The following is a 24,068-nucleotide window of genomic DNA, read 5'->3' as shown; positions in this document are numbered from 1 at the left end:
CGGCGTCGGTCAGTGGTGCCTGCCGATCGGGTCGCCCTCCACGTCCGGGCCGGTGCCCGGGCCGATGCGGATCTCGAAGTCGCCCTCGTACTGCTTGTGGCCCTCGATGACGGCCATCTCGACCGCTTCGGACGCCATCTCACCGCGCACGATGAGGGGGTCGCGGCGCAGGTCGCGCATGAGGGCGACGCACATGAAGATCATCACGACCACGAAGGGCGCCGCCGCGAGGATCGTGAGGTTCTGCAGACCGGTCAGCGCGTCTCCCTCGCCGCTGCCGACCAGCAGCATGATCGCGGCGACCGCTCCGGTCACCACGCCCCAGAAGACCACCACCCAGCGGCTGGGTTCGAGGGCGCCCTTCTGCGAGAGGGTGCCCATCACGATGGACGCCGCGTCGGCACCCGAGACGAAGAAGATCGCGACGAGGATCATCACCAGCAGGCTGGTGACGGTGGCGATCGGGTACTCCTGGAGCACGGCGAAGAGCCGGCCCTCGGGAGTCGTCTCGTCGCCGAGCCGGTTCTGCTCCTGGAGCCGCATCGCCGAGCCGCCGAAGATGGCGAACCAGACCAGACTGACCGTGCTGGGGACCAGGATGACGCCGCCGATGAACTGGCGGATGGTTCGGCCCCGGCTGATGCGGGCGATGAACATGCCGACGAACGGCGTCCAGGAGATCCACCACGCCCAGTAGAAGACGGTCCAGCTGCCCAGCCAGTCCGCGACGCCCTCGCCGCCGCTGATCTCGGTACGGCCGGCCATCTCGGGCAGGTCGCCGAGGTAGGCGAAGACCGAGGTCGGCAGCAGGTCGAGGATGAGGATGGTCGGTCCGGCGGCGAACACGAACACGACGAGGAGCAGGGCCAGCACCATGTTGGTGTTGGACAGCCACTGGATGCCCTTCTCCACACCGGAGATCGCGGAGGCCACGAACGCCACGGTCAGCACCGCGATGATGCCGACCAGCAGTCCCGTGCTGACCTTGTCCATCCAGTCGAGCTTCTCCACGCCGGAGCCGATCTGGAGGGCGCCGAGACCGAGGGAGGCCGCGGAGCCGAAGACCGTCGCGATGATGGCCAGGATGTCGATGACCCGGCCGCTGACACCGCCTGCGTGCTTCTCGCCGATGAGCGGGGTGAACACGGCGCTGATGGTCTGGCGGCGGCGCCTGCGGAAGGTGCTGTAGGCGATGCCGAGGCCGACCACCGCGTAGATCGCCCACGGGTGGAGCGTCCAGTGGAAGAGGGTGGTGGCCATGGCGGTCGACATGCGGTCGCCGGTGTCGGCGGGAGAGGTGCCCGGCGGGGCGGTGTCGAAGTGCGCCAGCGGCTCGCTCACGCCCCAGAACATCAGGCCGATGCCCATGCCCGCGCTGAACATCATGGCGATCCAGGACACCGTGCGGAACTCGGGTTCCTCGCCCTCGGCGCCGAGGTGGATGCGGCCGTAGCGGCTGGCCGCGAGCCAGAGGGCGAAGACGACGAACCCGGAGGCCGCCAGCACGAACGCCCAGCCGCCGTTGTGCATCAGGCCGCTGAGCATCGTGCCGGAGGCGTCCTCCAGCGAGTCGGTGCCGATGGCGCCCCACAGGACGAAGGCGAGGGTCAGGACCGCCGTGACGCCGAAGACGACGCGGTCGGTCCGGGGCCTGTGCTCCCGTCCCGGCAGTCCCGCTTCCGAACCCGGCAGCGTGCCCCGTTCATGATGTTCCTTGTCGCTTGGTCGGTCCTGCGTCACAGACGGCACCTTTCAGGTCGGTGAGGCCGAAAATAGTCCTCCGCTACGCCCTTACCACGTGCGACGCAGAACTCACCTCTTCAGCAGCGGGTGTCGGGCTCACCCACCGTCACGTGGTACGTCGCACGCTCGTCCAGGAGCAGCGGCACGAGGGCGCGCAGTGGCTGGCGCAGCGGTACGTAGGCGCCCTTCTCCCCGGCCGGAAGCGCCCGTACACCGTGCAGGGCCAGTTCGTCCCTCAGGTCCGTGTACTGGGCAGCGGTCAGCCGGTATCCGCAGGGCGGGTCCTCGATCACCTCGCCGGGTCCGGCCGGGTCGTTGTCCGCGCCGCCGACGTACACGGGACCGGTGTCGGCCAGACCGGACCACCGGGCGGTGGCCGTGGCCGCCTCGACGGGGCCGCGGCGCCGGTCGGCGAAGCGGAACAGGCCGTCCAGGGCGGCGAGCTGGGAGTCCACCCGGCGCCGGTTGTTCAGCGCCTCGTCCTCCCGTTCGGCGTCGGTGAGCGGGTCGACGCGGCTCTCGATGAGCAGGCCGACCGCGTGTTTGACGCCGGACATGTTCCGCAGGATGCGCTCCTGGCCGTCGCCGGCGGTCTGCTTGACCGGGTCGCCGGTGACGGGGTCGGTCCAGATGCCGTAGGTGCCGGTCGAGTGGCCGGCCCGCTCGGCGGCGGGGCGGACGTAGTCGCCGGACAGGGCGCGGGCCTCCTCGTGGACCCGGGTGTGGGTGTTGAGGTTGCGGGGCCAGAGGTCGAAGAGGTCCTTGTCGTAGTACGGGGGTGTGGCGCCGTACTCGTGCAGGTCGTAGAGGACGTCGGGGCGCCGGTCGCGGACGACGGCGGCCAGGGCGCGGGCCTCGGCCGTCTTCAGGGCGAGGTGGTCGCGGTTGACGTCGACGCCGTCGCTGTTGCCGCGGGTGTCGGCGGCCCGGCCGTCCGGGTTGGCGGTGGGCACGACCAGGACGGTGGTGCGGTCCAGGAAGCGCCGGGTGGCCGCGTCCGTGGCGTACGCCAGGTCGCGGACGGTGGACAGGCAGGCCTCGCGGCCGGAGGGCTCGTCGCCGTGCTGGCTGCACACGAGGAGCACCTTGTGCGGGGCGGAGGGCCTGCCGATCGTGACGAGCTGGAGGGGGCGGTCCTGTTTCGTGGTGCCGATGCGGTCGACGGTGACGTCGCGACTCGCCCGGTCGGCGGCGGCCAGCAGTTCCTGTTCCTCGGGCTGGGTGGTCCAGCGGGCGCCGTCGCTCTTCTCGAAGCCGGTGCGGGGCGGTCGGCGGGTGTCGTCCGCGGCGTGGGCCGGCACGGTGAGGAGGGACGCGGCGAGGGCTGCGGTGGTCACGGTGAGGGTGCGCAGGCGGTTCATCGGCCTCCCTTCGGGACGCGGTGGGTCGTGTGCGGCGCGGTCACGCCGTCGAGGGGCGTGGGTGCGGGGGCGGCGCTCGCCGTACCGGCGGTGGCCCTGGCGAACGCGGCGGTGCCGCCGACGAACGGTACGCGGGCCGAGGTGCGGGAGAGGTCCAGCGTGAGTGTCGGCGTGTCGGCGGGCGGGTCGATGAGGTCCTTGTCGGTGCCCGCGACGATCAGCGCGAGGCGGTGCCCGGCCGGGACGACGTGGTCGGTGGCCGCGAGGTCCAGGGTGAGGGTGTACGCCTTGCCCGGGGTGAGCGGGCGGCCCTGCCACGGGGACGCGTGGTTGCCGAGGTCGGCCCAGCCGCGGCTGACGACGGTGTAGTCCACGTCGGTGGTCTTCGTCGCCGTCTCCTTGTAGCAGGAGGAGTCGCCCGGGGTGCTCGGGCCCCAGCAGGTGCGGTCGGTGAGCGTGGTGATGCCCTCGCCGCGGTCGGCGTAGTCGCGGATCGTTGCGGGGCCCAGGTCGACGAGTACGGCGGACAGGTGGGCCGTCGGGGTGCTGGAGCGCGCGGTGACGGTGACCTCCGAGGAGCCGGACAGGCGCAGGTCGCGGGTGAGCGGGCTGGTGACGAAGCCGGCCTTCTCGTCGGTGGGCTCGTCGATGTGCGCGGCCCAGTCGGTCTCGCTCAGCGCCGGGTCGTCGGTGAAGGTCTCGGTGCCGTGGTCGCGGCGCAGGCCGAGGGTGCCGACGCCGGGCCGCTCGGTGTCGCCGGGGCGCAGGGTCGTGGGGGACGTGCCGCGCGGCGGCCAGGTCCTCGACGTCTCCCACTGGTCGGGGCGGCGCTCGATGTCGGCCATCGGCTCGCGGTCGATGCCGTTGTCGTAGCCGAGGAGTTCGTGGTCGAACCAGCGGTGCAGGGTGTCCACCCAGGCGGCGCGGCGGAAGTCGAACGGGTCGACGTGACCGGTCTGGGAGAGCCAGATCTTGCGGTCGACGCCGTTCTTCGCGAGGGCGTTCCACCACGGGCCGACGTGCTGCATGCGGACGTTGAGGTCCTGCATGCCGTGGACGAGGAAGACGCTGGCCTTCACCTTGCTCGTGGCCTTCACGTAGTCGCGCTCGGTCCACAGCCTCGTCCGGTCGCCGGTGCGCGGGGCGCCGTCGACGAGTTCGCGTTGCACCGCGTCGCACTTCGTGCGGGCGTCGGGGCTGTTGACGTAGTCGGACAGCCAGTCGGGGCCGGAGCCGTAGAGCGGGGCGCCCTGGCTGAAGTAGTAGTCGTACCAGGAGGAGATGGCGGCGATCGGGACGATGGTCTCCAGGCCCTCGACGCCGGTCGCGGCCACGCCGTTGGCGATGGTGCCGTCCCAGCTCTTGCCGATCATGCCGGTCCTGCCGTTGGTCCACGTCGCCTTGGCGCGCTCGCCGCCGGTGCGGCTGGTGTACGCCTTCCCGCGGCCGTTCAGCCAGTCGACGACGGCCTTCGCGGACTGGATGTCGGAGTGTCCGCCGACGTCGACGCAGCCGTCGGAGCGGTTGGTGCCGGCCAGGTCGACGCCGACGAAGGCGTAGCCGCGCGGCACGAAGTAGTTGTCGTAGTACAGCGGCATCCCGACGACGTTCCCGTCGGCGTCGTACGTCTTCTTCTGGCTCTCGTTGCCGCGCCCGCAGCAGGAGTAGTACGGGCTGGCGTCCATGATGACGGGGACCTTGCGGCCCTGTGCGGCGGGCTCCCGGGGGCGGACGACGTCGACGGCGACGCGGTCGTCCTCGCCGTCGCCGTCCCCGTCGTACCCGGTGTCCACCCAGACGGCCTCGCGGATGGCGTCGTCGTAGGAGTGGACCGGCCGGCTCTGTCGCGGGGTCTCGGGGTGGGCCGCCGCGACGGGGGTGAGGAGTGTTGCCATCAGGGCGGCCGTGGCCGCCGTCGCGAGCGGTCTCCAGGTCGTGAAGCGCGTGCGTATCGGCATGCGCGGACGGTACATCGGTCAACTCCCGCGCAGAAGAGGGCCATACGAGTTCGCCGTGCGCGACACGGCGATCACGTTGGCGCCCTTGACCGGCGGGACGGTGGCGTCACCCCGGAGGTACCTGATCTCCGGCATGACGCCACGGTGGAGGCCACCGCCGGCCGTGGCCGTGTCCCGGTGCTTCCCGGTTACCCGGTCAGCCGGCCCAGCTCCTGTTCGGCGTTGCGGGCCACCCGGCGGCGGACGCCGAACCAGCCGGCGACCAGCATGACCGCGAGCACGGGGATGAGCAGCAGGGTCTTGCGGCCGACCTCGTGGTCGTTCCACATCATGCCGAGGCAGGCCAGCAGGAAGGCGATGGTGGCGATCTCCGTGACCGGGCTGCCGGGCAGCCGGAAGTGCGGCCGGGTGAGGAGGCCGGCGCGGGCCCTGCGTACGAAGACGAGGTGGCAGATCATGATGATCACCCAGGTGCTGATGATGCCGAGGGAGGCGACGTTCAGCACGATCTCGAAGGCCTGGCTCGGCATCAGGTAGTTCAGGCCGACGCCGAGGACGCAGATCCCGCAGGTCAGCAGGATGCCGCCGTAGGGGACCTGGCTGCGGCTCATCACGCTGGTGAACCTGGGCGCGGAGCCCGCCATCGCCATGGAGCGCAGGATGCGGCCGGTCGAGTAGAGACCGGAGTTCAGGGACGACATCGCGGCCGTGAGGACCACGAGGTTCATCACGTCGCCGGCGGCCGGGACGCCGATCTTCGACAGGACGGTGACGAAGGGGCTCTCGTCGCCGGAGTAGACCGAGCTGGGCAGCAGCAGGGCCAGCAGGACGACCGAGCCGACGTAGAAGAGGGCCACGCGCCACATGATCGAGTTCACCGCGCGCGGGACGACCTTCTCCGGCTCGGCGGTCTCGCCGGCGGCGACGCCGACCAGTTCCAGGGCGGCGTAGGCGAAGATCACGCCCTGCATCACCAGGACGACCGGCATCACGCCGTGCGGGATGACGCCGCCGTTGTCGGTGATGACGCCGACGCCGGGGGTCTGGCCGCCCACCTCGTGCTGGGTGGCCAGCAGGAAGATGCCGATCAGCATGAAGCCGACGAGGGTGGCGACCTTGATGATCGCGAACCAGAACTCCATCTCACCGAAGATCTTCACGGAGATGAGGTTCACGGCCAGGACCACCGCGAGGGCGATCAGGGCGAGCACCCATTGGGGGATGCTCGTGAACATGCTCCAGTAGTGCGTGTACAGCGCGATCGCGGTGATGTCGGCGATGCCGGTCGTCGACCAGTTCAGGAAGTACATCCAGCCGGCGACGTAGGCGCCCTTCTCGCCGAGGAACTCGCGCGCGTACGACACGAAGGACCCGGAGGACGGCCGGTAGAGCACCAGCTCGCCGAGCGCCCTGACCACGAAGAAGGCGAAGACGCCGCACACGAGGTAGGCGATCGCGAGGGCCGGGCCCGCGTCGCGCAGGCGCCCTCCGGCACCGAGGAAGAGGCCGGTGCCGATCGCGCCGCCGATGGCGATCATGTTCACGTGGCGGGCCTTGAGGCCCTTGCTGTAACCGGCGTCGCCCGCGTCCGCGGGGATGGTCGCGGTCGCCTGGGGGTGGGCGGCGACCTGTGCCGTCTCGACGGCGTCCTTGCTCACGGGTGGTACCAATCTCTGGTGCGCCCGGGCGGGATACGCCCAGGTCGTCCGTACAGCGACAAGGTCCGCACCACCCTTCGCGGCACAGACCAAGGCAGCACCTTCCCACGACGCTGCGTAGGTACGCGGTGTCCCATGTCACACAGCGTGACTTCTCACATGATCCGCCGGTGGTCTCCACGAGGTGCGCGAGAGGTGTCACAGCATTGGTGGGACAGCGATACTGCTGGACATGACGACGACCGACACCGAGGAGCCGGCCCTCACGATCGACGAGCTGGCCGCGCGGGCCGGCGTCACGGTGCGCACGGTCCGCTTCTACGGCACCAAGGGGCTGCTGCCGCCGCCGGTGATCGGCCCGCGCCGGGTGGGCCGCTACGGCGGGGAGCACCTGGCCAGGCTGGCGCTGATCGAGGAGTTGCAGCACCAGGGCATGACGCTGGCCGCGATCGAGCGGTACCTGAGGCGGCTGCCGCCCGACCTGAGCCCGCACGACCTGGCGCTGCACCGTGCGGTGGTGGCCTCCTGGGTGCCGGAGACGGTGGAGAGCGTCACGCGCGAGGAACTGGGCCGGCGGGCGGGCCGGCCGCTGACCGACGAGGAGGTGGACCGCCTGGCCGCGATGGACGTCGTCGTCCGGGACGCGGACGCCCCGGACGGCGGTGCCTACCGCGTCGACGCCGGGCTGCTCCGGCTCGGCGTCGAGCTGCTCGACGTGCCTTTCTCCCCCGCGACCGTCCTCGCCGCCCGCGCCGCTCTCCTGGAGCACTCCCGCGCCGCCGCGCGGGACCTGTCGCGGCTGCTGCGCGACGCGGTCGCCGAACGCGACGCGCGGGACGTGCGGTCCCTGTCGGCGCACATGCACCCGCTCGTGGTGCAGGCGCTGCTGACCACGTTCCAGCGGTCGCTGCGCCAGGAGCTGCGGGAGTGGCTCGACAAGGAGGACGACGCGGAGCCGGGCGAGGGCACCGGGGGCTGAACCGGGAACCGGCGGCTCAGCGGCCGTCGGTGAAGACCTCCCCCCTGTCCGCCTTCTCCACCAGCAGCGCGGGCGGCGTGAACCGGTCGCCGTAGCGGTCGGCCAGCTCGCGCGCGCGGGCGACGAAGCCGGGCAGCCCTCCCTCGTAGCCGTTGATGTACTGGAGGACGCCGCCGGTCCAGCCGGGGAAGCCGATGCCGAGGATCGAGCCGATGTTGGCGTCGGCGACGGAGGTCAGCACGCCCTCCTCCAGGAGCCTGACCGTGTCGAGCGCCTCCGAGAAGAGCATGCGCTCCTGCATGTCCGCGAAGGGGATCTCGTACCCGGTCTTGGTGAAGTGCTCGCGCAGCCCCGGCCACAGACCGGCCCGCCTGCCGTCCTCGCCGTACTCGTAGAACCCGGCGCCACCGCTGCGGCCGGGACGCCCGAACTCGTCCACCATGCGGTCGATGACGGCCTCGGCGGGGTGCGCGGTCCAGGTGCCGCCCGCCTCCTCCACGGCCCGCCTCGTCTCCTGGCGGATCTTCCGCGGGAGGGTGAGGGTCAGTTCGTCCATCAGGGAGAGCACCTTGGCCGGGTAGCCGGCCTGGGCCGCCGCCTGTTCGACGGAGGCGGGCTCGATGCCCTCGCCGACCATCGCGACGCCCTCGTTGATGAAGTGGCCGATGACGCGGGAGGTGAAGAAGCCCCGCGAGTCGTTGACCACGATCGGCGTCTTGTTGATCTGCCGGACCAGGTCGAAGGCGCGGGCGAGGGCCTCGTCGCCGGTCCGCCCGCCCTTGATGATCTCGACGAGCGGCATCTTGTCGACCGGCGAGAAGAAGTGCAGCCCGATGAAGTCGGCCTGGCGCTCGACGCCCTCGGCCAGGGCGGTGATCGGGAGCGTGGAGGTGTTGGAGCACAGCAGCGCGTCGGGGGCGACGACGTTCTGGATCTCCTGGAACACCTTGTGCTTCAGGGAGGTGTCCTCGAACACCGCCTCGATCACCGCGTCGCAGCCCGCGAGGTCGGCGGCCTCGGCGGTCGGCGTGATCCGGGCCAGCAGCGCGTCGGCCTTCTCCTGTGTCGTACGGCCCTTGGCCACGGCCTTGGCGCACAGCTTCTCGGAGTAGCCCTTGCCCTTGACGGCGGCTTCCAGGGCGACGTCCTTCAGCACCACCTCGATGCCCGCGCGGGCGCAGGAGTAGGCGATGCCGGCGCCCATCATCCCGGCGCCGAGGACCGCGACCTTGCGGACCTTGCGGGGCTCGACGCCCTTCGGACGGTTGGCGCCCGAGTTGACGGCCTGGAGGTCGAAGAAGAACGCCTGGATCATGTTCTTCGAGGTCTGTCCGGCGGCCAGTTCGACGAAGTAGCGGGCCTCGATGACCTGCGCGGTCTCGAAGTCGACCTGGGCGCCCTCGACGGCGGCGGCCATGATGTTGCGCGGCGCCGGGTAGGGGGCACCGTTGGTCTGCTTGCGCAGGTTGGCGGGGAAGGCCGGCAGGTTGGCCGCGAACTTGGGGTGGGAGGGCGTGCCTCCGGGGATGCGGTAGCCGGGCTTGTCCCAGGGCTGGGCGGACTCGGGGTGGGCGTCGATGAAGGCGCGGGCCTTGGCGAGCATGTCCTCGCGGCTGTCGGCGACCTCGTCGACGAGGCCGTTCTCCTGGGCGCGGCGCGGGTTGTACTGGGTTCCCTGGAGGAGCACCTTGAGCAGCGCGTCGGTGATGCCGAGCATCCGGACGGTGCGGACGACGCCGCCGCCTCCGGGGAGCAGGCCGAGGGTGACCTCGGGGCAGCCGATCTTGGAGCCGGGGGCGTCGAGGGCGACGCGGTGGTGGCAGGCGAGGGCGATCTCGTAACCGCCCCCGAGGGCCGCGCCGTTCAGGGCGGCGACGACGGGCTTGCCGAGGGTCTCGATGCGGCGCAGGTTCCGCTTGATGGCCAGGCCGCCGTCGAAGAGGTCCTGGGCGGTCTCGGGGGTGACGCGGATCAGGTCGCGCAGGTCGCCGCCGGCGAAGAAGGTCTTCTTGGCGGAGGTGACGATGACGCCCCGGATCGCGTCCTTCTCGGCCTCCAGGCGGTCGGTGATCACGGCGAGGGACTCGCGGAACGCCTGGTTCATCGTGTTCGCGGACTGGGCGGGGTCGTCGAGGACGAGGGTGACGACGCCGGTGTCGTCCTGTTCCCAGCGGATGGTGGTGGACTCGGTGGTCATGAGGGTGTGCTCCTGGTGGTCCGTCGTGATCCGTCGGGAGGGGGTCAGATGCGCTCGACGATGGTGGCGATGCCCATGCCGCCGCCCACGCACAGGGTGGCGAGGCCGTAGCGCTTGTCCTGGCGTTCCAGTTCGTCGACGAGGGTGCCGAGGATCATCGCGCCGGTGGCGCCGAGGGGGTGGCCCAGCGCGATGGCGCCGCCGTTGACGTTGACCTTGTCCAGGGACAGGCCCATGTCCTTCACGAACCGCAGGACCACGGCCGCGAACGCCTCGTTGATCTCGACGAGATCGATGTCGTCGATGGTCAGCCCGGCCTTGGCGAGCGCCTTGCGGGTGGCCGGGGCGGGCCCGGTCAGCATGATGGTCGGCTCGGAGCCGGACACGGCGGCGGAGACGATCCGCGCGCGCGGGGTGAGGCCGTAGCGCTCGCCGACCTCCTTGGAGCCGATGGCGACCAGGGAGGCGCCGTCCACGATGCCGGAGGAGTTGCCCGCGTGGTGGACGTGGTCGATCTTCTCGACCCAGTGGTACTTCTGGAGCGCGACCGCGTCGAACCCGCCCAGCTCGCCGATGTCCGCGAAGGACGGCTTGAGGCCCGCCAGGGAGTCGGCGGTGGTGCCGGGCCGCAGGTGCTCGTCATGGTCGAGGACGGTGAGGCCGGCGCGGTCCCGCACCGGCACCACGGACCGCTCGAAGCGGTTCTCCTTCCACGCCGTCGCCGCCCGCTCCTGGGACAGAGCCGCGTACTCGTCCACGTCACGGCGCGAGAAACCCTCGATGGTGGCGATCAGGTCGGCGCCGATGCCCTGCGGCACGAAGTTGGTGGCGAGGTTGGTCATCGGGTCGTTGAACCAGGCGCCGCCGTCCGAGGCCATCGGCACCCGCGACATCGACTCCACTCCCCCCGCGAGGACCAGGTCCTCCCAGCCGGAGCGGACCTTGGCGGCGGCCAGGTTGACCGCCTCCAGACCCGAGGCACAGAAGCGGTTCTCCTGGACGCCCGCCACCGTGTCCGGCAGCCCCGCCGCGATCGCGGCGATACGGGCGATGTCGGAACCCTGGTCACCGACCGGGCCGACCACGCCGAGCACGATGTCGTCCACCGCCGCCGGATCCAGGCCCGGGAAACGGGCGCGGATCTCGTGGATGAGGCCGACGACCAGGTCGACGGGCTTGGTGCCGTGCAGGGCACCGTTCGCCTTGCCGCGTCCGCGCGGAGTGCGGATCGCGTCGTACACGTACGCTTCGGTGGTCACTGGGAGGCCTTTCACTGAGGGTTCTTCACGGGGCGGGTCGGCTGTTCGGCTCGGGGACGCGGGGCAGGTCCCAGTCGCGGGTCACGGCGTCGGTGTCGCCGCCCGGCCGGGCGGGTCCGGTACGGACGGTGGTGGGGGTCGCGGAGAAGCGGGGCGCGGGGGCGGGCTGGGTGATGCCGCCGTGGTCGGTGAAGGTGCCGCGGGCGGCGAGGTGCGGGTGATGCGGGGCCTCACGGAGCGTCAGGACGGGCGCCACGCAGGCGTCGGAGTCCGCGAAGACGGCCGTCCACTCGTCGCGGGTACGGGACGCGAAACGGGCGGCGACGGCCTCGCGCAGCTCGCCCCAGCGGGCCATGTCGTCGCGGGCCGGTGCCAGGCCGGGGATGCCGAGCAACTCCATGAACTCGGCGTAGAACCGCTGCTCCAGGGCGCCGACCGCCATGTACCGGCCGTCGGCGGTCTCGTACGTGCCGTAGAAGGGGCAGCCGCCGTCGAGGAGGTTGGCGCCGCGCCGGTCCTGCCAGCCGCCGGCGGCGAGCATGCCGTGGATCATCGAGGAGAGGTGGGCGGTGCCGTCCACGATGGCGGCGTCGACCACCTGTCCGGTGCCGGTCGCGCGCGCGTGGTGCAGGGCGGCGAGGACCCCGACGACCAGGTAGAGGGAGCCGCCCGCGTAGTCGCCGAGGAGGTTGGCGGGGACGGCCGGCGGTGCGTCGGGGGCGCCGATCATGCCGAGGGTGCCGGTGAGCGCGATGTACCCGATGTCGTGGCCGGCGCGCTGGGCGAGCGGGCCGTCCTGGCCCCAGCCGGTCATGCGGCCGTAGACGAGCCGCGGGTTGCGGGCGTGGCAGTGGCCGGGGCCGACGCCGAGCCGTTCGGCGACGCCCGGGCGGTAGCCCTCGATCAGCACGTCCGCGCGTTCGGCCAGGTCGAGGACCCGGGCGGGGCCCTCCGGCGATTTCAGGTCGACGATCAGCGACCGCTTGTTGCGGTTGGTGACGTCGCGGGCGGGGTCGATCCCGAGGCCGGGACCGCCGGGGCGGTCGACCCGGACCACGTCGGCGCCGAGGTCGGCCAGGAGCATGGCGGCGAAGGGCCCGGGGCCGATACCGGCCAGCTCCACCACGCGCACGCCGCTGAGCGGGCCCTCGCCCGGCGTCCGCGCCGCCGTCTCCGTCTCCGTCATCGAGCCCCCAGCCATGTGACACAACTGATGTAACACCAGTGATGCTAGAAACGTGGTCCACTGGGCACAAGACCCGGGCGAGCAAGCGCTTAGCCCATTATGGGCCAGGCCCCGCTCCGGGCCCGCGGTCCTCACGCTAGCCTCGGCCACCGGCAACGGCGCGTGCTGCGGGCCCAGGGGTTGCCGACGGGTGACGAAGGGATGTCATGAGCAGGCTGAAGAGGTCCGACCGGCCGTACGACATCGTGCTCTTCGGGGCGACGGGGTTCGTCGGCGAGCTCACCGCGGAGTACCTCGCCGCACACGCGCCCGACGGGCTGCGCTGGGCGATCGCCGGCCGCGGCGAGGAGAAACTGCGGCGGTTGCGCGAACGGCTGCCCGGCGCGCCGGACGTCGGCGTCCTGCGCGCCGACGTGTCCGATCCGGCCTCGCTGCGCGAACTCGCCGAGCAGGCGCGCGTGGTGGCCACGACCGTGGGTCCCTACGTCCAGTACGGCGACGCGCTGGTCGCCGCGTGCGCGGACAGCGGCACCGACTACCTCGACCTCACCGGTGAACCGGAGTTCGTGGACCTGACGTACGTCCGGCACGACGCCCGCGCGCGGGAGACCGGCGCGCGGCTGGTGCACGCCTGCGGTTTCGACTCCGTGCCGCACGACCTCGGCGTGCACTTCACCGTGCGGCACCTGCCCGAGGGCGTGCCGCTGAGCGTGGACGGCTTCGTCAGCGTGGACGCCGCCTTCTCCGGCGGCACGTTCGCCTCCGCGCTGGGCCAGTTCGCCCGCGGCCGGCAGTTGCAGGCCGCGGCGCGGGAACGCCGGCGGCACGAGCCCAGGCTGGTGGGGCGCCGGGCGGCGACGCCGACGGGCGCGCCGCGCTTCGCCGGGGAGGTGGGGGCGTGGGCGCTGCCGCTGCCGACCATCGACGCGCAGATCGTGCGGCGCTCCGCGAAGGCGCTGGACCGCTACGGCCCCGACTTCCGCTACCGCCACTACGCGGCCGTGCGGCGGCTGCCCGTCGCGGTGGGCGGTGTGGCGGCCGTGGGCGCGCTGCTGGCGGCGGCCCAGGTGCCGCCCGCGCGGCGCTGGCTGTCGGACCGGCTCAAGCCGGGTGACGGACCGGGCCCCGAACGGCGGGCGAAGAGCTGGTTCTCGGTCCGGTTCGTCGGCGAGGGCGGCGGGCGGAGGGTGTTCACCGAGGTCACGGGCGGCGACCCGGGGTACGACGAGACGGCGAAGATGTTCGCCGAGGCGGCGCTCGCGCTCGCCCTCGACGACCTGCCGCCGACGGCCGGGCAGGTCACGACGGCGGTGGCGATGGGCGACGCGCTGACCGAGCGGCTGGAGGCGGCGGGCATCCGCTTCCGGGTGGCCGCGACCCGCTGACGGCACGCACGGACGCACGGGGTGGGGCCCGGGCCGCGCGGAAGGGGGCGGGCCCTACCCCGACCACGCGGCGATCGTGTAGACCATCCCGCCGATCCAGGCCAGTCCCGCCCCCACGGCGAGCACCAGTCCCGCGACCACGGCCCGCTCGACGGGCCGGACGGGGCGGTGGGCGGGGCGGCGGGCCGGGTACCGGACGGACTGCTCGGGAGCGCGATGCGTCGTCATGGGGCCCAGCCTGACGCGGCCGGGGGCGGGCGCACATCCGTACGGATACTCAGGTGTCCGGGGTACTCAGGTGTCCGGCGTGAGGATGCCGGTGGCCGCCCGCAGGGCCGCCCGGCACAGGGCGTCGGCCCTGCGGGTGGTCTCCGGCAGGCGGTAGGCCGGGGTCAGCGCCAGCGTGTGCGCGCAGGCGTTGCCGAGGCTCACCCGGTGGCCGACGGAGACGAAGACCGGCTTGACGCCCTCGCGCGTGCGCACGGCCCGCCCGACCTCTTCGGCCCCGGCGAGCAACGGCGACGTACTGCCGCGCGGCGCGTCCGGGTCGTCGTACGTGAAGGTGAACGGGTTCTTGGCCACGCCGATGGTGGGCAGGCCGGTGAGCACGCCGAGGTGGCCGGCGAGGCCGAACCGGCGCGGGTGGGCCCGTCCGTACCCGTCGCACACGACCAGGCCGGGCGGGCAGGGCAGCGCGTCCAGGGCGGCGAGGACGGTCGGGATCTCCCGGAAGGCGAGCAGGCCGGGCACGTACGGGAAGGAGATCCGCCCGACGGCCGTGGCCTCGGCGACGACGGCGAGGGTCGCGGCGTCGAGGACGACGGCCGCCGCCGCGACGACGTCGCGCTCGTCGTCGTAGGCGACGTCCACGCCGGTCACCCGGCCCGTGCCGGGCGGCGGGCCCGGCTCGTCGAGCACCACGCGGGCCCGCAGTTCGTCCTGGACGGCGCGGGCCCGTTCCTCGGTCGCGGGCCAGTCGGCGGGGGTCTGCACGGTCACGGTCGTCATGGTGGCCGCCAGCCTACGGGAGCACCGGAGTACGCTCGCGCCCATGTTCGTACTGGAACTGTCCTACACCGCCCCGCTCGACGCCGTCGACGCCCTGCTTCAGGAGCACGTGGCGTGGCTCGACGAACTGTACGAGCAGGGGGTGGCCCTGGCGTCCGGGCGCAAGGAACCCCGCGACGGCGGGGTGATCGTCGCCGTCGCGGAGGACCGTGCGCGGATGGAGGAGATCGCCGCGGGCGACCCGTTCGTCCGGGCCGGCGTGTGCGCGTACCGCGTCACCGAGTTCGCGGCCACGAAGACGGCGCCGGCCCTGGAGCGGTACCGCGAGACGCCCGGTCGGTAGCCGTGCGGCTCACTTGCCGAGGGCGCGCTTCAGCTCGCCCTTGTTCATGCTCGAACGACCGCTGATGTCGCGGCGCTTGGCCTCCTGGTAGAGCTGGTCGTAGGTGGGGCCCTGAGGGCCCTGCCGGTTGCCCGACCGCTGGCCGCCCCGCTTGCTCGGCGACTTGTCCTGCGTGGACGTGCGGCTGGCGGTCTTCGACTCGCCGGACTGCGCGCGCTCCTTGTTGACCGTCCGCGCCGCGATCTCCTTGGCCCGGCCGGTGCTCTCGCCACGGTCCTCGGCGCTCTCCTTGATGTGCTCGTACTGTCGCTCCCGCTTGGGGCTCGAACCGCGTGGCATGTCCGCTCACTTCCTCTCACGTTCAGCGAACGGATACCCACGTTACGGAGGAACACCCGGACCCGCTCGGCGTCAGCGCTCCCATCGGGCGACCCGGCCCTGCTCGCCGGCGGCCCAGCAGCCGTGGTCCCGGGCGCAGTCCACGGTGTCGTACGAGCCGGTGTCGACGGTGCGCCAGGTGCGGCCGCCGTCGGTGGTGAGGTCCGTGCCCGTGGGCCCGACCGCGAGGGCGGCGGTGCGGCTGTGCGGGAGCCAGGCGACCCCGGAGCGGTAGGCCGGCGGGGGGACGTCGGCGGGCCGCCAGGTGCGACCGCCGTCGGCGGTGCGCGCCGCCGCCCTCGGGGAGGGCTGCTCGGGGCGGAAGTCGCCGCCCACCGCGAGGCCGTGGACGCGGTCGCGGAAGGCGAGGGCGAACACGCCCCGGGCCGGGTCGCCGCCCGGGGCGGGGGCGTCGGAGGCCGTCCAGGTGAGTCCCCGGTCGGCGGAGTGCAGCACCCGGGCGCGTGCCGCGCCGCCGGTGGCCAGCCAGACGTCCTTCGGTCCGGAGGAGACCAGGCACTGGCCGCCGGCCGCGAACCCGGCCTCGCCGTCCTGCGCGGCCGGCATGCCCTCGTTCGGCAGCACCTTCCAGGAACGCCCGCCGTCGCCGGTCGACAGGATGCGGAACTTCCCGTCCACCGGGTCGCTCATGGCGAGGCCGTGGCGGTGGTCGAAGAAGGTGAGGCAGTCGTAGAAGGCCCGCGCGTCGGTGTTGCGGAAGGTCTCGGTCCAGCTCGCCCCGCCGTCGTCGGTGCGGTAGACGCGGGACGCCTCGCCCTCGCCGATGGCCAGGACCACGGCCCGGCGGGCGTCGAACGCCTCGACGTCCCGGAACTGCAGCTCCCCCGCTCCCGGCGGCGAGACGTCGCGCCAGGTGCCCCCGCCGTCGGTGGTGCGCAGGACGGTGCCGCGGGTGCCGGCCACCCAGGCGGTACGCCGGTCGACGGCCGCGAGACCCCGGAAGCGCACGTCGGCGGCCCCGGTGGCCTTCAGTTCCCAGTGCGGCCGCTGGTGAGCCTGCGCGGGGGGCGCGGGCGCCGCCGCCGTCAGCGCGGCCAGCGCGGCCGCGCACACCGTGCCCGCGACCACCGCTCGTCCCGCGCGCCCGCCCCCGGTCCGGGCGGTCCGTGCCGTACGTCGCATGCTCCCCAGGCGCCTCATGACGGGCGAAGCTAGTCCCACCACCCGGGCATCGTCCAGAGGGCCGTGTGCGGCACGCGCACGGGGGCACGAGTGCCACAAGTGCCTTACGGGGCACACAAGGAGAGTCGCGTCACTGCGCGGTCGCTCCGACGCATGAACACGGTGACGGAGGTCACTCGGACTTCGTGCACGGATTGGCTGATTCCGTCGTCTCTTCCAGTGCCCGGCCAGAACCACCCCGGAAGCCCGTCCAGCCGTCACGAGGGAGCAAGGCGTTGTCCACCGTCATCGAGCAGCCCGTCGAGGCGCGTCTCGTCGCCGCCGCGCCGCGTATGCCGAGCATTCCCGCCACGCTGCACTACGACCGCGGCGACCCGTTCGCCGTCCGCATGACCTTCCCGGCCCCGGCCACCCTCGAGGGCGTGGAGGTCTGCTGGACCTTCTCCCGCGAGCTGCTCGTCTCGGGGATGCGCGAACCCGACGGCCACGGCGACGTGCGGGTGCGCCCGTACGGGTACGACCGGACCGTCCTGGAGTTCCACGCGCCCGAGGGCACCGCCGTGATCCACGTCCGCTCGGGCGAGTTGCGCCGGTTCCTCCAGGCCACCAGCGAGCTGGTGCCGGTCGGTCTGGAGCACCTCCAGCTGGACCTGGACCACGACCTGGCGGAGCTGATGCGCGGGACCCGCTGACCGGGCCGGCCGCCCCTCAACGGCTCGCCGGCGCCACCGCCCGCGCCGTCTCCGCGCCGACCGCTCCCGACAGCTCGGCCAGGATCCCGCGCAGTCCCGGTACCGCCGGCCCGCAGCGCCCGGCCAGCTCCGTGAGCCTGTCCTCGCCGCACGCGCCGCGCCTGGCCGGTCCCAGGAAGCGCAGGTCCGCGGCGCAGGCCAGTACGGCCACGGCCGCGTCCCGCTCGGCGACCTCACCCACCGGCACCGGCCCCGCCACGACGGACCGCGTCTCCTCCCGCAGCACCCGCGCCGACGCCGTGCGCGCCAGGACGTACTCCACCGACGGGAAGACGCCGAGGACGCGCTTCTTCCGCGCGCGCAGGTACCCCTCGGCCACCAATTGCTCCCGGACGGCGTCGAAGGTGACCCGCGCGTGCCGCCGCACCCAGGTCCGCCACCGGTGCGGCATCGACTCGCGGACGAGGTCCAGCAGCCCGTCGAGCACGGCGTCACCGGTGCGGGAGTCCAGGTCGGCGGGGGTGGCGACGCCCTCGTCGTCGATGAGCAGCCCGCGCCGGGCCAGTTCGGTGAGCGCGCCGGCCCGCACCAGGTGGTGGTGGCGGGCGGTGTCGCCGGCACCGGGGCGCGCCGGATCCCAGGCCAGCAGGCAGAGCCGGGCGGGCAGTGAGAGCGAGCCGTTGGGCACGGGACCTCCTCGGGGCCGGGGACCGGGCCCGCGGAAAGGCGTTGACAACCCACCCGGGCCCTCGTACGGTGTATAGCGCTTCTGTTGCCGCCGATTGGAGAAGGACGTTGCTCGTCTGAGGTCCTGAGACACCGCGTCACACACCTCACGTGTGGACGCCGCGTGCGACCTCGGCGTTCGAGCCGTCCTTGCGGAGCAGGGCATTTTTCATGCCCGCACCCTCCCGGGGCCCTCCTTTCCCAGCCCGACGGCGGTCGCCGCCTTCCGTGTCTCATACGCGTTTGCCCCTGACCGGCCCGAGCAACCGCGGAGACCCCCGTATGTCTACTTCACTCACCTGTACGTCCCTCTCGTTCGCCTGGCCCGACGGAACCACCGTCTTCGAGGGACTCGACACCGCCTTCGGCCCCGGCAGGACCGGGCTCGTCGGCGTCAACGGATCGGGGAAATCGACCCTGTTGAAGCTGATCGCCGGGATCCTCACCCCGGCCGACGGCACCGTCCGCGTGGCCGGCGAGATCGGCTACCTGCCGCAGAACGTCACGCTCGACACCACGCTGCGGGTCGACCGGGCGCTCGGCATCGCCGACCGGCGGGCCGCGCTGCACGCCATCGAGGCGGGCGACGTGGCCGAGGAGCACTTCGAGACCGTCGGAGACGACTGGGACGTCGAGGAGCGCGCCCTCGCCACGCTCGGCGAACTCGGACTCGGCCACATCGGCCTCGACCGCACCGTCGGCGAGGTCTCGGGCGGCGAGTCGGTGCTGCTGCGGCTGGCCGCGCTGCTGCTGCGCCGGCCCGACGTCCTGCTGCTCGACGAGCCCACCAACAACCTCGACCTGTACGCGCGGCGCCGGCTGTACGCGGCCGTCGAGTCCTGGCCGGGCACGCTGGTCGTGGTCAGTCACGACCGCGACCTGCTCGACCTGGTCGACCAGATCGCCGACCTGCGCTCCGGCACGATCACCTGGTACGGCGGCAACTTCTCGGCGTACGAGGAGGCGCTGGCCGTCGAGCAGGAAGCGGCCGAGCGGATGGTGCGGGTCGCCGAGTCGGACCTGCGCAAGCAGAAGCGCGAGCTGACCGAGGCCCAGGTCAAGCTGGCCCGCCGCAAGCGGTACGGCCAGAAGATGTGGGACCAGAAGCGCGAGCCGAAGATCGTCATGGGGGCGCGCAAGCGCGCGGCGCAGGAGTCCGCGGGCAAGCACCGCATCATGCACGAGGGCAAGCTCGCCGAGGCCAGGGAGCGGCTCGACGACGCGGTGGAGGCCGTGCGGGACGACGACGAGATCCGCGTCGACCTGCCGTACACGGCCGTGCCGCCGGGCCGGTCCGTGCTCACCCTGCGGGACCTGGAACTCGCGTACGGGGCCCGGGTGGAGCGCGGGTTCGATCTGCACGGTCCCGAGCGGATCGCGCTGATCGGGCGCAACGGCGCGGGCAAGACCACGCTGCTGCGGACCGTCGCCGGGGAGCTGGAGCCGGTGGCGGGCGAGGCGACGGCGCACGTGCCGCTGCGGTTCCTGCCGCAGCGCCTCGACGTGCTCGACGATGAGCTGAGCGTCGTGGAGAACGTGGCCCGGTTCGCGCCGGGCGCCACCGACAACCGGATCCGGGCGCGGCTGGCGCGCTTCCTGTTCCGGGGTGCCCGCGCCGACCAGAAGGCGGCGACGCTGTCCGGCGGCGAACGCTTCCGGGCGGCGCTGGCCGCGCTGATGCTGGCCGAGCCCGCGCCGCAGCTGCTGATGCTGGACGAGCCGACGAACAACCTGGACATGGCGAGCGTCCGGCAGCTCACCAGCGCGCTGGAGTCGTACGAGGGGGCGCTGATCGTGGCCAGCCACGACCTGCCGTTCCTCCAGTCGATCGGCATCACGCGCTGGCTGCTGATGGAGGAGGGAGAACTGCGGGAAATCACGCCAGAAGCTGTCGGGTATTCCGCCTAGCGTCGCTCGCATGAGCGAGTTCATCAGCATCACCGGGGCCCGGGAGAACAACCTCCAGGACGTCACCCTCCGCATCCCGAAAGGCCGGCTGACCGTGTTCACCGGCGTTTCGGGCTCGGGGAAGTCGTCGGTCGTGTTCGACACGATCGCGGTCGAGTCGCAGCGCCAGCTGAACGAGACGTTCACCTGGTTCGTGCGCAACCGGCTGCCCAAGTACGAGCGCCCGCACGCGGACGCCCTGGAGGACCTCTCCCCCGCGATCGTCGTCGACCAGCGGCCGGTCGGCGGCCACTCCCGCTCCACCGTCGGCACGATGACCGACATCCACTCGGTGCTGCGGGTGCTGTTCTCGCGGCACGGCACGCCCAGCGCGGGGACGGCGACGGCGTACTCGTTCAACGACCCGTCGGGGATGTGCCCCGGCTGCGACGGCCTGGGCCGCCGGGTGCGGCCCGACTGGGACCGCATCCTCGACCCGGCCAGGTCGCTGGCCGACGGGGCGGTCCGCTTCCCGCCGTTCGCGGCCGGGACCTGGCAGGGGCAGGCGTACACCAACTCCGACGAGCTGGACCCGGACAAGCCGGTCGGCGACTTCACGGACGCCGAGCGCGCGTTCCTGATGCGCGGGCGACCCGGCAGCAAGGTCACCGTCAACGGCAGCGGCGGCACCTGGACCACGGAGTACGAGGGCCTCGCCGACCGTTTCGAGCGGCTCTACCTCAAGCGGGACCTGTCGGCGATGAGCGAGAAGACCCGGGACCTGGTGCGCGGGTTCATGGTCGAGGGCGACTGCCCCGACTGCGGCGGCGCCCGGCTGAACGCGGCGGCGCTCGCGTCCCGGATCGACGGGCACTCCATCGCCGACTGCTCCCGCATGCAGGTCACCGACCTGATCGCCGTACTGAAGGGGATCACCGACCCGGTGGCCCGGCCGGTCGCCGCCGCGGCCGTCGCCGCGCTGGAGCGGATCGAGGCGATCGGTCTCGGCTACCTCAGCCTCGACCGGGAGACCGCCACCCTGTCCGGCGGCGAGGGACAGCGGCTGAAGACCGTGCGGCACCTCGGCTCCAGCCTGACCGGGATGACGTACATCTTCGACGAGCCCAGCGTCGGGCTGCACCCGCGCGACGTCGGGCGCCTCGGCGACCTGCTGCTGCGGCTGCGCGACAAGGGCAACACCGTGCTGGTCGTCGAGCACGACCCGGACGTCATCGGGCTCGCGGACCACGTCGTCGACATGGGCCCGCGGGCCGGCGCGGACGGCGGCCGGGTGGTGTTCGAGGGGACTCCGGGCGAGCTGGCCGCGGCCGGCACGCTCACCGGACGGTTCCTGGGCCGCCGTACGACGGTGAAGGAGGCTCCGCGGACGCCGACCGGCGAGCTGTGGGTGAAGGGCGCCGGCCGGCACAACCTGCGGGACGTGACGGTGGCCTTCCCGACCGGGGTGCTGACCGCCGTCACCGGGGTCGCCGGGTCGGGCAAGAGCACGCTGGTCGCCGAGCTGGTCGCCGCCCACCCGGACGCGGTGGTCGTCGACCAGTCCGCGATCGGCGTCTCGGCGCGGTCGACCCCGGCGACGTACCTCGGGATCATGGACACGGTACGAAAGGTCTTCGCGGCGCGGACGGGGACCGAACCGGGGTTCTTCAGCTTCAACTCGTCGGGGGCCTGCGGCACCTGCGAGGGGCGCGGGGTCATCCACACCGACCTGGCGTTCATGGACCCCGTGACGACCACCTGCCACGACTGCGAGGGCCGGCGCTTCCGCGAGGAGGTGCTGCGGCTGACGGTCGACGGCCGCTCGATCGCCGACGTCCTGGCGATGACCGCCGACCGGGCCCTGGACTTCTTCGCCGACCCGGGCGTACGGCGGCGGCTGCGCGCCCTGCGCGACGTCGGCCTGACCTACCTGACGCTCGGGCAGCCGCTGTCCACGCTGTCGGGCGGCGAACGGCAGCGCATCAAGCTGGCCACCCGGCTGCACCGCACCGGCGCCGTGTACGTCCTGGACGAACCGACCACCGGCCTGCACATGTCGGACGTCGAAGGGCTGCTGGCCCTGCTGGACCGGCTGGTGGAGGGCGGCAACACGGTCGTGGTCGTCGAGCACAACCTGGAGGTGGTGGCCCACGCCGACCGGGTGATCGACCTCGGCCCGGACGGGGGCCGGGACGGCGGCCGGGTGATCTTCGAGGGCACCCCGCACGAGCTGCTCTCGGCATCCGGCTCCAGCACCGCCGAGCATCTCAGGAGGGCCACGGGAGGCTGACGGGGGTTTCGTGGGTGCGGTCCCCCGCTGCATGATGGCCGACCGGCGCCGCGCCACGGGCGCCGGACGGCCGGCACCTCGACGGAGACTCCCGGAGACCCCCACGTGCCCGGCTCGGGCAGCGGGGGAGCACCGACGCGGCCGGCGTCCAGCGGCTGGGCGCCCGGGTGGTCGCGCGGTCCGGGGCGCAGGTGGTGCTGCTCGGGGGCGGCAAGCTGCTCGTGGACATCGGCGAGTTCGAGAAGCTGGAGAGCTGTGTGACGTGCCTCTCGGTCCGTTTGCGGGAACTGTACGTCTGACGGGCGCGGTCGTCACCGGTCAGGCCCCGGGACCTGCGCGCCTCGGGGCCGACGCGCGATGCGGCGCGCGGGGGGCTGATCAGCGGCCTTTACAGTGCGTTTAACCTACGGTCTCGTAACCTACGGTTTCGTAGCCTACGATTCCGTAGGTTCCCGGCACCGCTCGCCGGCCGCATTCCGTTTTGTCGCACGTCCCCTGGAGTTCTCTGTGACGATCGTCTCCCCGCACCTCGGCAATTCCGCCGACTGGACCGACGCCCGGCTGCTGTACGCGCTGGAGGAAGTGGTCGAGACCGAGCTCAACCGGCACCTGAAGGTCACCAAGGACTGGATGCCGCACGAGTACGTGCCCTGGAGCGACGGCCGCAACTTCCCCGGGTTCTTCGAGGACGGCGAGGCCTGGGAGAAGGGCCAGTCCAAGGTCACCGAGATCGGCCGGATCGCCCTGGTGGTGAACCTCCTGACGGAGGACAACCTCCCCAGCTACCACCACGAGATCGCGAGCCTCTTCGGCCGGGACGGCGCCTGGGGCACCTGGGTGCACCGCTGGACCGCGGAGGAGGGCCGGCACGGCATCGTGATGCGCGACTACCTGCTCGCCTCGCGCGCGGTGGACCCGGACCAGCTGGAGCAGTTCCGCATGGCCCACATGAGTGAGGGCTTCGAGTCGGACAACCGGCACTCGATGCTCCACTCGGTGGCGTACGTCGCCTTCCAGGAGCTGGCCACCCGCATCTCGCACCGCAACACGGGCCACCAGTCCGGCGACCCGGTCTGCGACCGCATGCTGGCCCGCATCGCGACCGACGAGAACCTGCACATGGTCTTCTACCGCAACCTGCTCAAGGCGGCCTTCGAGCTGGCGCCCGATCTGACGATGCAGGCGGTGCGGGACGTGGTCGTGAACTTCCGGATGCCCGGCCACGGTATGCCCGGCTTCGAGCGGGCCGCCGCGCAGATGGCGATCGGCGAGGTCTACAACCTGCGCATCCACCACGACGACGTGATCCAGCCCGTGCTGCGCTTCCTGAAGATCATGGAGATCGACGGCCTCGGCCCGGAGGGGCAGCAGGCGCAGGAGGAGCTGGGCCTGTACATGGGCGGACTGGACGCGGAGGCCGCCAAGTTCGACGAGAAGCTGGCCGCGCGCAAGGCGCGGATGGCGGCCCGCGCCGCGGGCTGACCGCCCCGCCGCCCGGCCGTACCCCCTCCGACCGCACCGCCGCCCCGCCGCACCCCTCCGGGCGCACCGGGCCCGCGAGCCCGGCCCGGAGGGTGGTGCGGCCTCAGTGCGTGGTGCGGCGCAGCGCCAGGCGTTCCTTCTCCGAGAGCCCGCCCCAGACGCCGAAGCGTTCGTCGTTGCTCAGCGCGTACTCCAGACAGGCCGAGCGGATCGGGCAGAGGGCGCAGATCCGCTTCGCGTCGCGTACGGAACTGCCGGGCTCGGGGAAGAAGAAGTCCCCTCCGGTCTGTGCGCACAACGCCTCCTCCTGCCAGTCGAGGTCGGGCGTCGCGATCAGTTCGATGTGCATGGACGAGAGCGTGCCGCACGGCGAAAAACGTTCGATCAACGCGG

The 24,068-nt window shown here is 72.5% G+C and carries 20 protein-coding genes and 1 pseudogene; 8 read left to right on the top strand and 13 right to left on the bottom strand.

Annotation, left to right across the window (positions count from 1 at the left end):
- Positions 1-9: 9 nt before the first annotated feature.
- The 4 genes from ACFIF2_RS27490 to ACFIF2_RS27475 form a co-directional block, all read right to left on the bottom strand.
- A complete protein-coding gene (locus tag ACFIF2_RS27490) occupies positions 10-1,740 on the bottom strand; it encodes a BCCT family transporter (protein ID WP_395575922.1) in 1,731 nt (576 codons plus the stop codon).
- A gap of 80 nt (positions 1,741-1,820) precedes the next feature.
- Positions 1,821-3,104, bottom strand: coding sequence for a M14 family metallocarboxypeptidase (locus tag ACFIF2_RS27485; RefSeq protein WP_395575921.1), 1,284 nt, complete (start codon positions 3,102-3,104; stop codon positions 1,821-1,823).
- Positions 3,101-5,062, bottom strand: coding sequence for a Xaa-Pro dipeptidyl-peptidase (locus ACFIF2_RS27480; protein WP_395575920.1), 1,962 nt, complete (start codon positions 5,060-5,062; stop codon positions 3,101-3,103). Before ACFIF2_RS27480 ends, ACFIF2_RS27485 begins: the two co-directional genes overlap by 4 nt.
- Positions 5,063-5,250: 188 nt before the next feature.
- Positions 5,251-6,720 carry an amino acid permease gene (locus ACFIF2_RS27475; protein WP_395575919.1) on the bottom strand — a complete coding sequence of 490 codons (1,470 nt, stop codon included), beginning with the start codon at positions 6,718-6,720 and terminating at the stop codon, positions 5,251-5,253.
- 232 nt (positions 6,721-6,952) lie between these two features.
- Between ACFIF2_RS27475 and ACFIF2_RS27470 the strand changes: the two genes are divergently transcribed.
- The gene (locus tag ACFIF2_RS27470; protein ID WP_395575918.1) at positions 6,953-7,699 is read left to right on the top strand and encodes a MerR family transcriptional regulator; all 747 of its coding nucleotides are present in this window, start codon (positions 6,953-6,955) and stop codon (positions 7,697-7,699) included.
- A gap of 16 nt (positions 7,700-7,715) precedes the next feature.
- Here ACFIF2_RS27470 and ACFIF2_RS27465 read toward each other — a convergent pair whose 3' ends face one another.
- From ACFIF2_RS27465 to ACFIF2_RS27455, 3 genes are read right to left on the bottom strand one after another with little or no spacing between them, the layout of a single operon-like run.
- Entirely contained in the window at positions 7,716-9,896 is a 2,181-nt protein-coding gene (locus ACFIF2_RS27465; protein WP_395575917.1) for a 3-hydroxyacyl-CoA dehydrogenase NAD-binding domain-containing protein, read from the bottom strand.
- A 44-nt stretch (positions 9,897-9,940) separates the two neighbouring features.
- Positions 9,941-11,155, bottom strand: coding sequence for an acetyl-CoA C-acetyltransferase (locus ACFIF2_RS27460; protein ID WP_395575916.1), 1,215 nt, complete (start codon positions 11,153-11,155; stop codon positions 9,941-9,943).
- A gap of 25 nt (positions 11,156-11,180) precedes the next feature.
- Positions 11,181-12,341, bottom strand: a complete 1,161-nt coding sequence (locus tag ACFIF2_RS27455) for a CaiB/BaiF CoA transferase family protein (protein ID WP_395575915.1) — start codon at positions 12,339-12,341, stop codon at positions 11,181-11,183.
- Between the two features lie 206 nt (positions 12,342-12,547).
- Here ACFIF2_RS27455 and ACFIF2_RS27450 point away from each other — a divergent pair, with 206 nt between their 5' ends.
- Positions 12,548-13,726: a saccharopine dehydrogenase family protein gene (locus tag ACFIF2_RS27450; RefSeq protein WP_395575914.1), complete on the top strand. Its 1,179-nt coding sequence runs from the start codon at positions 12,548-12,550 to the stop codon at positions 13,724-13,726.
- A gap of 54 nt (positions 13,727-13,780) precedes the next feature.
- Here ACFIF2_RS27450 and mmpA read toward each other — a convergent pair whose 3' ends face one another.
- The gene (mmpA, locus tag ACFIF2_RS27445) at positions 13,781-13,954 is read right to left on the bottom strand and encodes a morphogenic membrane protein MmpA (RefSeq protein WP_395575913.1); all 174 of its coding nucleotides are present in this window, start codon (positions 13,952-13,954) and stop codon (positions 13,781-13,783) included.
- A gap of 66 nt (positions 13,955-14,020) precedes the next feature.
- The gene (locus ACFIF2_RS27440; RefSeq protein WP_395575912.1) at positions 14,021-14,734 is read right to left on the bottom strand and encodes an endonuclease V; all 714 of its coding nucleotides are present in this window, start codon (positions 14,732-14,734) and stop codon (positions 14,021-14,023) included.
- A 43-nt stretch (positions 14,735-14,777) separates the two neighbouring features.
- Between ACFIF2_RS27440 and ACFIF2_RS27435 the strand changes: the two genes are divergently transcribed.
- The gene (locus tag ACFIF2_RS27435; RefSeq protein WP_395575911.1) at positions 14,778-15,077 is read left to right on the top strand and encodes a YciI family protein; all 300 of its coding nucleotides are present in this window, start codon (positions 14,778-14,780) and stop codon (positions 15,075-15,077) included.
- A gap of 9 nt (positions 15,078-15,086) precedes the next feature.
- Here the strand turns inward: ACFIF2_RS27435 and ACFIF2_RS27430 are convergent, their stop codons facing one another.
- Positions 15,087-15,416 (bottom strand): plasmid stabilization protein, encoded by a 330-nt coding sequence (locus ACFIF2_RS27430; RefSeq protein ID WP_395575910.1) that lies wholly within the window; start codon positions 15,414-15,416, stop codon positions 15,087-15,089.
- A 72-nt stretch (positions 15,417-15,488) separates the two neighbouring features.
- Positions 15,489-16,598: a WD40/YVTN/BNR-like repeat-containing protein gene (locus ACFIF2_RS27425; RefSeq protein WP_395575909.1), complete on the bottom strand. Its 1,110-nt coding sequence runs from the start codon at positions 16,596-16,598 to the stop codon at positions 15,489-15,491.
- A gap of 275 nt (positions 16,599-16,873) precedes the next feature.
- On the opposite strand from ACFIF2_RS27425, the gene ACFIF2_RS27420 reads away from it, so the two are divergent.
- Positions 16,874-17,290, top strand: coding sequence for an SsgA family sporulation/cell division regulator (locus ACFIF2_RS27420; protein WP_395575908.1), 417 nt, complete (start codon positions 16,874-16,876; stop codon positions 17,288-17,290).
- Between the two features lie 16 nt (positions 17,291-17,306).
- Here the strand turns inward: ACFIF2_RS27420 and ACFIF2_RS27415 are convergent, their stop codons facing one another.
- Positions 17,307-17,978 (bottom strand): GPP34 family phosphoprotein, encoded by a 672-nt coding sequence (locus ACFIF2_RS27415; protein ID WP_395575907.1) that lies wholly within the window; start codon positions 17,976-17,978, stop codon positions 17,307-17,309.
- Positions 17,979-18,298: 320 nt separating this feature from the next.
- Here ACFIF2_RS27415 and ACFIF2_RS27410 point away from each other — a divergent pair, with 320 nt between their 5' ends.
- The 4 genes and pseudogenes from ACFIF2_RS27410 to ACFIF2_RS27395 all read left to right on the top strand — a co-directional run bounded on the left by ACFIF2_RS27410 (position 18,299) and on the right by ACFIF2_RS27395 (position 23,675).
- Positions 18,299-19,924 carry an ABC-F family ATP-binding cassette domain-containing protein gene (locus ACFIF2_RS27410; protein WP_395575906.1) on the top strand — a complete coding sequence of 542 codons (1,626 nt, stop codon included), beginning with the start codon at positions 18,299-18,301 and terminating at the stop codon, positions 19,922-19,924.
- 10 nt (positions 19,925-19,934) lie between these two features.
- Complete coding sequence (locus ACFIF2_RS27405) at positions 19,935-22,193, top strand: ATP-binding cassette domain-containing protein (RefSeq protein WP_395575905.1); 2,259 nt, start codon at positions 19,935-19,937, stop codon at positions 22,191-22,193.
- Between the two features lie 167 nt (positions 22,194-22,360).
- Positions 22,361-22,492 (top strand): annotated as a pseudogene (locus ACFIF2_RS27400) (N(G),N(G)-dimethylarginine dimethylaminohydrolase); the annotation flags it as partial.
- A 208-nt stretch (positions 22,493-22,700) separates the two neighbouring features.
- The gene (locus tag ACFIF2_RS27395; RefSeq protein WP_395575904.1) at positions 22,701-23,675 is read left to right on the top strand and encodes an acyl-ACP desaturase; all 975 of its coding nucleotides are present in this window, start codon (positions 22,701-22,703) and stop codon (positions 23,673-23,675) included.
- A gap of 103 nt (positions 23,676-23,778) precedes the next feature.
- Here ACFIF2_RS27395 and ACFIF2_RS27390 read toward each other — a convergent pair whose 3' ends face one another.
- On the bottom strand, positions 23,779-24,024 hold the full coding sequence (locus ACFIF2_RS27390) for a WhiB family transcriptional regulator (RefSeq protein ID WP_395575903.1): 246 nt from the start codon (positions 24,022-24,024) through the stop codon (positions 23,779-23,781).
- Between the last annotated feature and the right edge of the window lie 44 nt (positions 24,025-24,068).

Origin of the sequence: Streptomyces sp. BK79 (assembly GCF_044142145.1) — a bacterium.
Classification (GTDB): Bacteria; Actinomycetota; Actinomycetes; order Streptomycetales; family Streptomycetaceae; genus Streptomyces.
This window is presented reverse-complemented; position numbering and strand designations above follow the sequence as displayed.

What these genes read in the sequence shown, in the direction of transcription:
- ACFIF2_RS27390 (WP_395575903.1), bottom strand. Translation starts at nt 24,024, where the DNA reads ATGCACATCGAACTGATCGCGACGCCCGACCTCGACTGGCAGGAGGAG.
- ACFIF2_RS27465 (WP_395575917.1), bottom strand. Translation starts at nt 9,896, where the DNA reads ATGACCACCGAGTCCACCACCATCCGCTGGGAACAGGACGACACCGGC.
- ACFIF2_RS27425 (WP_395575909.1), bottom strand. Translation starts at nt 16,598, where the DNA reads ATGCGACGTACGGCACGGACCGCCCGGACCGGGGGCGGGCGCGCGGGA.
- ACFIF2_RS27440 (WP_395575912.1), bottom strand. Translation starts at nt 14,734, where the DNA reads ATGACGACCGTGACCGTGCAGACCCCCGCCGACTGGCCCGCGACCGAG.
- ACFIF2_RS27455 (WP_395575915.1), bottom strand. Translation starts at nt 12,341, where the DNA reads ATGACGGAGACGGAGACGGCGGCGCGGACGCCGGGCGAGGGCCCGCTC.
- ACFIF2_RS27450 (WP_395575914.1), top strand. Translation starts at nt 12,548, where the DNA reads ATGAGCAGGCTGAAGAGGTCCGACCGGCCGTACGACATCGTGCTCTTC.
- ACFIF2_RS27470 (WP_395575918.1), top strand. Translation starts at nt 6,953, where the DNA reads ATGACGACGACCGACACCGAGGAGCCGGCCCTCACGATCGACGAGCTG.
- ACFIF2_RS27405 (WP_395575905.1), top strand. Translation starts at nt 19,935, where the DNA reads ATGAGCGAGTTCATCAGCATCACCGGGGCCCGGGAGAACAACCTCCAG.
- ACFIF2_RS27480 (WP_395575920.1), bottom strand. Translation starts at nt 5,062, where the DNA reads ATGCCGATACGCACGCGCTTCACGACCTGGAGACCGCTCGCGACGGCG.
- ACFIF2_RS27435 (WP_395575911.1), top strand. Translation starts at nt 14,778, where the DNA reads ATGTTCGTACTGGAACTGTCCTACACCGCCCCGCTCGACGCCGTCGAC.
- ACFIF2_RS27430 (WP_395575910.1), bottom strand. Translation starts at nt 15,416, where the DNA reads ATGCCACGCGGTTCGAGCCCCAAGCGGGAGCGACAGTACGAGCACATC.
- mmpA (WP_395575913.1), bottom strand. Translation starts at nt 13,954, where the DNA reads ATGACGACGCATCGCGCTCCCGAGCAGTCCGTCCGGTACCCGGCCCGC.
- ACFIF2_RS27485 (WP_395575921.1), bottom strand. Translation starts at nt 3,104, where the DNA reads ATGAACCGCCTGCGCACCCTCACCGTGACCACCGCAGCCCTCGCCGCG.
- ACFIF2_RS27410 (WP_395575906.1), top strand. Translation starts at nt 18,299, where the DNA reads ATGTCTACTTCACTCACCTGTACGTCCCTCTCGTTCGCCTGGCCCGAC.